The organism is Neoroseomonas rubea, from assembly GCF_016106015.1.
GTDB lineage: Bacteria > Pseudomonadota > Alphaproteobacteria > Acetobacterales > Acetobacteraceae > Neoroseomonas > Neoroseomonas rubea.
The window spans coordinates 1-6606 of sequence record NZ_JACADQ010000237.1; the positions used below are offsets into that span (position 1 = coordinate 1).

8 protein-coding genes are annotated in these 6606 nt (G+C 69.9%); 5 read left to right on the forward strand and 3 right to left on the reverse strand.

Features of this window, described 5'->3' with window-relative positions:
- A partial coding sequence (locus HW577_RS18095; RefSeq protein WP_474100248.1) for a Y-family DNA polymerase occupies positions 1–503 on the reverse strand: 503 nt, incomplete at its 3' end.
- Positions 504–685: 182 nt separating this feature from the next.
- Positions 686–1423 carry an ImuA family protein gene (locus HW577_RS18100; RefSeq protein WP_198377543.1) on the reverse strand — a complete coding sequence of 246 codons (738 nt, stop codon included), beginning with the start codon at positions 1421–1423 and terminating at the stop codon, positions 686–688.
- 209 nt (positions 1424–1632) lie between these two features.
- On the opposite strand from HW577_RS18100, the gene HW577_RS18105 reads away from it, so the two are divergent.
- Positions 1633–2655 carry a cysteine synthase A gene (locus HW577_RS18105; protein WP_198377544.1) on the forward strand — a complete coding sequence of 341 codons (1023 nt, stop codon included), beginning with the start codon at positions 1633–1635 and terminating at the stop codon, positions 2653–2655.
- A 17-nt stretch (positions 2656–2672) separates the two neighbouring features.
- Positions 2673–3326 carry a serine O-acetyltransferase gene (gene cysE / locus HW577_RS18110; RefSeq protein ID WP_198377545.1) on the forward strand — a complete coding sequence of 218 codons (654 nt, stop codon included), beginning with the start codon at positions 2673–2675 and terminating at the stop codon, positions 3324–3326.
- A 64-nt stretch (positions 3327–3390) separates the two neighbouring features.
- On the opposite strand, the gene HW577_RS18115 is transcribed toward cysE, so the two are convergent.
- Positions 3391–3612 (reverse strand): DUF1127 domain-containing protein, encoded by a 222-nt coding sequence (locus HW577_RS18115; RefSeq protein WP_198377546.1) that lies wholly within the window; start codon positions 3610–3612, stop codon positions 3391–3393.
- Between the two features lie 121 nt (positions 3613–3733).
- Here HW577_RS18115 and HW577_RS18120 point away from each other — a divergent pair, with 121 nt between their 5' ends.
- From HW577_RS18120 to HW577_RS18130, 3 genes are all read left to right on the forward strand, one after another.
- Positions 3734–4618: a LysR substrate-binding domain-containing protein gene (locus HW577_RS18120; RefSeq protein WP_198377547.1), complete on the forward strand. Its 885-nt coding sequence runs from the start codon at positions 3734–3736 to the stop codon at positions 4616–4618.
- Between the two features lie 236 nt (positions 4619–4854).
- Complete coding sequence (locus HW577_RS18125) at positions 4855–5409, forward strand: D-sedoheptulose-7-phosphate isomerase (RefSeq protein ID WP_332837754.1); 555 nt, start codon at positions 4855–4857, stop codon at positions 5407–5409.
- Complete coding sequence (locus tag HW577_RS18130) at positions 5406–6377, forward strand: NAD-dependent epimerase/dehydratase family protein (protein ID WP_198377549.1); 972 nt, start codon at positions 5406–5408, stop codon at positions 6375–6377. Before HW577_RS18125 ends, HW577_RS18130 begins: the two co-directional genes overlap by 4 nt.
- Positions 6378–6606: the final 229 nt, after the last annotated feature.

The following is a 6606-nucleotide window of genomic DNA, read 5'->3' on the forward strand; positions in this document are numbered from 1 at the left end:
ACCAGCCCGCCGGCGCCGGCCCGCACCAGCGCCAACGCCGTGCCCGCCCGGGCCGCCACCGCGCCGCGCGCCTCCAGCCCGCGCCTGTGCAGCCGGCACAGCACCTCATCGAGCAGCGCGGCTTCCCCGCCGAAGAGGTGCCCGACGCCGGTGAGGTCGAGCAGCAGCCCATCCTCCCCCGCCAGGCCCACGAGTGGCGTGAAGCGCATCGCCCAGAGCGCCAGCATCTCCAGCGCCCGCGCATCGCCGGCCGGATCCTCCGGCACAAGGTCCAGCCCGGGCAGGATCGCCTGCGCGTCGGCGAGCGCCTGGCCCGCGCGCAGCCCGGCTGCCTCGGCCTCTGCTGAGACCGACAGCACCAGCCGCCGCGACCCACGCTGCCCCCAGACGGCGACCGGGCCGGGCCGGAGCAGCCGCTCGACCGGCAGGCGCGGCAGGAGAAGGGCGAGGATGCGGCGTGACGCGTGGCGCGTTCCAGGGGGCTCTGCCCCCTGGACCCCCACCGGGGAGGCGACGGCCTCCCCGGACCCCGCGGCGTTTGGGTCGGGGAGAGGGAGGGGTCTAACGGTCTCGCCCTCATCGTGAGCGTTTCGTGCCCCTCGCTCTCCCTGAACCAATGGAATCGAGGGCCCGGGAGGCTGGCCCCCCGGGTGCCCCACCCGCGGCGGTCCGCAGCAGCGCCGTCTCATGCGCGCTTCCGGGGCGCGGCGGCCGTGCCGGCCTCGTCCTCGGTCACCAGCTGGTCTCCGTGCCACGCGGCGCGCCAACTGGCCGGACGGCCGCCGCGGCAGCGCAGCAGGTCGAGGCTCCAGGCCGGGTCGCCCAGCGCGTGGGGGCTCTGGCTGTCCGAGCGGGCGGCGCCTATCCGCCAGCGGGTCAGGGCGGCGGTCGGGGCAGCATTGTCCTCGTCCGGGCGGAGCAGCAGGCCAAGCACGCCCCCCGCCTCGGCGGCGAGTTGCAGGCGTCGGGCGGCGGTCAGGTCGAGCGTGCTTGCCACCAGCAGGGCGGCGCCTACGGCCGGGCAGCGCAGGGTCTCCTCCATGGCCCAGAGCGCGTCCTGCGGTCGGGTGGCGCGGACCAGCACCAACGCGGCGGGGGATAGGCCGAAGCGGGCGAGGCCCGGCGGCCAGGCGTCCGGCTCCGGCGCGATCCAGAGCACCGTGCCGCCGGCTCGGGCCAGCGCCAATGCTGCGAAGCCTGCAGCGGCGCCGGGTTCGGCGGCGAGGATCTCGTGCAGGGCTGCGCGCGGTAGCCCGCCCCAGGGCAGGGCGGAATCGACGGCGGAGGAGAGGGGGATGGCGTCCTCCCCGCGCGCGGCCAGGGCCCCGGCCGCGCCGGCGCGCTCCAGGCGCGCGATGCGGGCGCGGAGGGCCGAGATCAGGGCGGGGCGGTCGAGCGGAGGGGCGGGGTCGTGCTCTGTCATGGCCGGGGGGAGGGGCCGCTGATGTTCGCTTTATGTTCTTATATCGCGCCATCTAAGGTCAAGGCGCGCGAAGGCCTTGGTTCGCCAGGGCGCTTGCGCAGCCAAGGCATTCTGCAGGCAAGGCTTTGGAGAGAAACGCTTTCCCTCCTCTTGTCCCGCCACCTTCGCCGCCCGACCATCATCAGCCAGAACGCAAGGAACGGCAGACCATGGACGCAGTCCCGCCCCCCGCCAGCGGCATCGTCGACGGCTTCGAGGGGGCGATCGGCAATACGCCGCTGATCCGTCTCCGCCGCGCCAGCGAGGCCACGGGCTGCGAGATCCTCGGCAAGGCCGAGTTCATGAACCCGGGCGGATCGGTGAAGGACCGGGCTGGCCTCGGCATCATCCTCGACGCCGAGCGGCGCGGCGTGCTGACGCCTGGCAAGCCCGGTACGATCGTGGAGGGCACGGCGGGCAACACCGGCATCGGCATCACCCTTGTCGCCAATGCCCGCGGCTATCGCAGCGTGATCGTGGTGCCGGAGACGCAAAGCCGGGAGAAGATCGACTTCCTGCGCATGATCGGCGCCGACTTGCGCCTGGTGCCGGCGAAGCCCTTCTCCGACCCTGGGAACTACGTCCATGTCAGCCGCCGACTCGCGGAGGAGATGGGCGCCGTCCACGCCAACCAGTTCGACAACATCGCGAACCGCGCTGCGCATGAGGCGACGACGGGCCCGGAGATCTGGACGCAGACGGATGGGCATATCGACGCCTTCACCTGCGCCTGTGGAACGGGCGGCACGCTTGCCGGCGTCGCGCGGGCGCTCAAGGCGCGCAAGCCGGGGGTGCGCATCGTGCTCGCCGACCCGATGGGCAGCGCCCTGTTTTCCTGGGTGAAGACCGGCACGCTGAAGGCGGAGGGCAATTCCATCACCGAGGGGATCGGCCAGGCGGCCCGCGTGCCTGGCAACCTCGAGCCTGACCGGGCGCTGATCGACGAGGCCGTGCAAGTGACGGACGAGGAGGCGCTCGAGCAGGTCTTCGACCTGCAGATCCATGAGGGCATCTCGATCGGCGGTTCGGCCGGCATCAATGTCGTGGCCGCGATCAAGGTGGCGAAGGCGCTCGGGCCCGGGCATCGGATCGCGACGATCCTTTGCGATGGTGGTGCGCGCTACCAGTCGAAGCTGTTCAACCCGGAATTCCTGCGCGGCAAGGGCCTGCCCGTGCCGCCCTGGCTGGCCTGACCCGCGAGGCTCACCCCATGGAAGCGATCGAACTTGCTCGCGCCATCCGCAGCCGTGACCCGGCCCGGCCATCCTGGCCAGAGACGATCCTCTGCTATGCCGGGCTGCATGCGGTGCTGTGGCATCGCCTCGCGCACGCCGTGTGGCGTGCTGGGCTGAAGGGCCTCGCGCGCTTCGTCTCCCATATCGGGCGGTTCCTGACGGGGATCGAAATCCATCCGGGCGCCCGGATTGGCCGGCGGCTGTTCATCGACCATGGCATGGGCGTCGTGATCGGAGAGACGGCGGAGATCGGTGACGATGTGCTGATCTACCACGGCGTCACACTCGGGGGGCTTTCGGGCCAGCCCGGCAAGCGGCACCCGACGATCGGGAACGGCGTTGCGATCGGCGCGGGGGCGCAGGTGCTCGGGCCGATCATGATCGGCGATGGGGCGCGCATCGGCGCCAATGCCGTGGTGACCAAGGATGTGCCGGCGAACTGCACCGTGGTGGGGATTCCGGCGAAACCGCCGGCAGGGTCGGTCTGCGTTGACCCGACCGTCGGCTACGGCCTGACCCATCCAGAGGACGACCCCGTGGGTGAACAACTGGCCGCCATGCGGGCCGAACTGGCTACGCTTCGCTTGCGGGTTGCAGAACTGGAGCGCCAGCCCGAGACGACGCGCTGACCTGGCTCGCATGGAAAAGGCCGGCGCCGTTCGGACGCCGGCCTTGTTGCGAGGGGACGGGCCTTCAGCGCCGCGGCGGCGTCAGGTCCCAAGGGGCACGGGTGGCTTCCCGTATCGCATCGGTCCGGCTGATGCCGATATCGGACAGCATGCGGTCATCCATCTCGACGAGATGGCGGCGGCTTTCGACGGCATGGAGGACGCGGCGCAGCCAGTCGAGCCAGGTTGTGCCGCGCACCGCGGTGTTGCGCATAGTCCGGGTGGTGGAGAGGCTGCTGCTGCTCATGGGGCGGTCCTCCTTGTGGCGCCTGGGCCAGGACCATGGCAGCGGGTGCCGCATCAGAAAAACGAAATCTCTTGACGTTTATCATCAGAATATCTGATCCCTCTTGCTCGAGGGAACATCCATGCTGGCCATCCCACCGGGCCTTGACCCCGACCTGCTCCGCTCCTTTGTCCTGATCGCCGAGGGCGGGTCCTTCACCCGTGCCGCCAATGCCGTCGGGCGCACCCAGTCCGCGGTTTCCATGCAGATCCGACGCCTGGAGGAGGCGCTCGGCCAGCCCCTGCTGCTGCGCGGGCCGCGCGGGGTGGAGACGACGCCGCACGGCGCCTGGCTGCTGGAACGGGCGCGCCGGCTGCTCGCAATGCATGACGAGATCGTCGCGACTTTCCGCACGCCGGCGGTCGCCGGGAATGTCCGGCTCGGCACGCCCGACGATTACGCGCTGCGCTGGCTGCCAGGGATTCTCGCGCGCTTCGCCGAGGTGCATCCGGCCGTCGAGGTGGAGGTGACCTGCGCGCCCTCGAACGAACTTGCCGAGCGGCTGGAGCGGGACGAGATCGACCTGACGCTCCTCTCGGCCGGCAACGAAAGGCCAGGCATGGTCGGCCAGCCGCTTTGGCATGCGGGCCTGCGTTGGATCGGGTCCAGTGCCCATGCGGCGCATCGCCGGGCGCCAATCCCGCTCGCTACCGCACAGCCACGTTGCGTATGGCACCGTGCCGCGGTGCAGGCGCTGGATGAGGCCAGCCGTCCGTGGCGGGTCGCATACCGGAGCACATCCCAGGCGGGGACGCTGGCGCCGGCGCTGGCTGGCCTCGCGGTCACGGTCGGTCTGCCGGGCCCGCTTCCACCGGGGCTCCGCTTCCTCGGTGCGGAGGATGGAATGCCTCCTCTGCCGGATTTTTCGATTGTGCTTGTCACCGGCCAGGGGGGCGGTCCTGTGGTCGAGACACTGGCGGAGGCGATCCGCGCCGGCTTCGCCGAGGCGGCGGTGACCCAGGCTTGAGCAGCCACGGCCGGCGTGCCATGTCCGCGCGACGCCGCGCGGCCGGCATTGGCATGCCGGGGGAAGGGGAGCCATGAATCGTTCCACGCTCATCGCTTTCAGGGCGGGCGGGATGTCCGCGCAGAAGCAACTGCTTCCCCCTGACGTGGAGCGCACGCGATCCGGCCGCGTCACCCGCGCCGCCCGCATGACGGCGGGCTCCTGAGATGGAGGAGGCCGCGCGTTTCGCGGCGATGATGGAGGAGGGCGCCGCGCTCAGGCGCCGTCTCGTGAGCGAGGCCACGACGACGCTGATCGCTGTTGTCGATGCCTGCGAGACGGCGATCCGGGCGGGCGGTCGCCTGTTCTTCTGCGGTAACGGCGGCAGTGCTGCGGATGCGCAGCATCTCGCGACGGAGTTGCTGGTGCGGCTGCGTTCGAGCGTCGAGCGTCCTTCCTGGCCTGCTATCGCGCTGACGCTCGATCCGACTGCGCTGACGGCGGGCGGCAATGACTATGGGTTCGAGGAGGTCTTCGCGCGGCCGCTGTCGGGCTTGGGGCGGCCGGGCGACGTGCTGTTCGGGATCACGACGAGCGGAAAGTCGCCGAATGTGCTGCGCGCGCTCGAGACCGCGCGCGGCATGGGCATCGCGACCGTCGGGCTGCTCGGCGCGGATGGCGGACCAGCACGCGCACTCTGCGACCTCGCGCTTGTGGTGCCGAGCGCGGTGACAGCGCGCGTCCAGGAAGCGCACATCGCCCTGGGTCATGCCGTGATGGAACTGCTCGAGGATCGGCTGGTGCGGTCATGACGGTGCTGGTGACCGGCGCGGCCGGCTTCATCGGCATGCATGTCACCGAGGCGCTGCTTGCGCGAGGGGATCGCGTGATCGGTCTCGACAATCTGACCGCCTACTACGACCCGGCGTTGAAGCGTGCACGTCTGGCGCGGCTCGAATCGCGTAGCGGATTTACCTTCCTGCCGGTCGACGTGGCCGATCGCGCCGCGATGCTGCCGCTTGCCGTACGGCATACCGAGGTGACGCGCATCGTTCATCTGGCAGCACAGCCCGGCGTGCGCCATTCGCTGGTCGATCCCTTCGCATATGTCGAAGCGAATGTGATGGGGCATCTGGTTGTGCTCGAGATGGCGCGCCGGATGCCGCGACTCGGGCATCTCGTCTACGCGTCGTCGTCATCGGTCTATGGCGCGAATCGACGGCTCCCCTTCACGGAGACGGACAGGGTGGACCATCCGGTGTCGCTCTACGCCGCTACGAAGCGTGCAGCGGAGTTGATGAGCGAATCGCACGCGCACCTGTTCGGCCTGCCGCAGACCGGGCTGCGCTTCTTCACCGTTTATGGGCCCTGGGGGCGGCCGGATATGGCGCCCTGGATGTTTGCGGAGGCGATCCTCGCTGGGCGTCCGATCACGCTCTATGAGGGCGGACGGCTCAAGCGGGACTTCACCTTCGTGGAGGACATCGTCGCCGGCGTCCTCGGCTGTCTTGACCGGCCGGCGCCTGCGCAAGCACCGCGGATCCTAAATATCGGGAACCATCGAAGCGAGGAGGTGCGCCGCTTCGTGGCCGTGCTGGAGCATGCGCTGGGGCGGAAGGCGAGCATCGTGGATGCGCCGCGCCCTGCAACCGATGTGGAGGAAACCTTCGCGGATATCTCGGCGATTGCGGCGCTGTGTGGCTTTGCGCCGCGGACGCCGATCGAGGACGGCGTGCCGCGTTTTGCGGAATGGTATCTCTCCTGGCGGAAGGGGGGTTGACCGCCCTGGCGAAGCCGCATAGAAGCCCGTCCACGCCAACGACGGCGGGGTCTTGACCGGAGTGGATGCTTCCACTAGGTTCTTCGCCCCGCCACAAGCGGTGTTTCACCGGATCGGTGTGTGTAGCCTCACCTGAGGTTGCTCGGGCTGGTTTGGTGTTGTTCTTTGACAATTGTATCGGTTTTGGAAGTGTTTTGAGTGATCTTGGCGATCCTTGAGTGGGTGGCTT

What these genes read in the sequence shown, in the direction of transcription:
- HW577_RS18105 (WP_198377544.1), top strand. Translation starts at nt 1,633, where the DNA reads ATGGACGCAGTCCCGCCCCCCGCCAGCGGCATCGTCGACGGCTTCGAG.
- cysE (WP_198377545.1), top strand. Translation starts at nt 2,673, where the DNA reads ATGGAAGCGATCGAACTTGCTCGCGCCATCCGCAGCCGTGACCCGGCC.
- HW577_RS18120 (WP_198377547.1), top strand. Translation starts at nt 3,734, where the DNA reads ATGCTGGCCATCCCACCGGGCCTTGACCCCGACCTGCTCCGCTCCTTT.
- HW577_RS18125 (WP_332837754.1), top strand. Translation starts at nt 4,855, where the DNA reads ATGGAGGAGGGCGCCGCGCTCAGGCGCCGTCTCGTGAGCGAGGCCACG.
- HW577_RS18115 (WP_198377546.1), bottom strand. Translation starts at nt 3,612, where the DNA reads ATGAGCAGCAGCAGCCTCTCCACCACCCGGACTATGCGCAACACCGCG.
- HW577_RS18130 (WP_198377549.1), top strand. Translation starts at nt 5,406, where the DNA reads ATGACGGTGCTGGTGACCGGCGCGGCCGGCTTCATCGGCATGCATGTC.
- HW577_RS18100 (WP_198377543.1), bottom strand. Translation starts at nt 1,423, where the DNA reads ATGACAGAGCACGACCCCGCCCCTCCGCTCGACCGCCCCGCCCTGATC.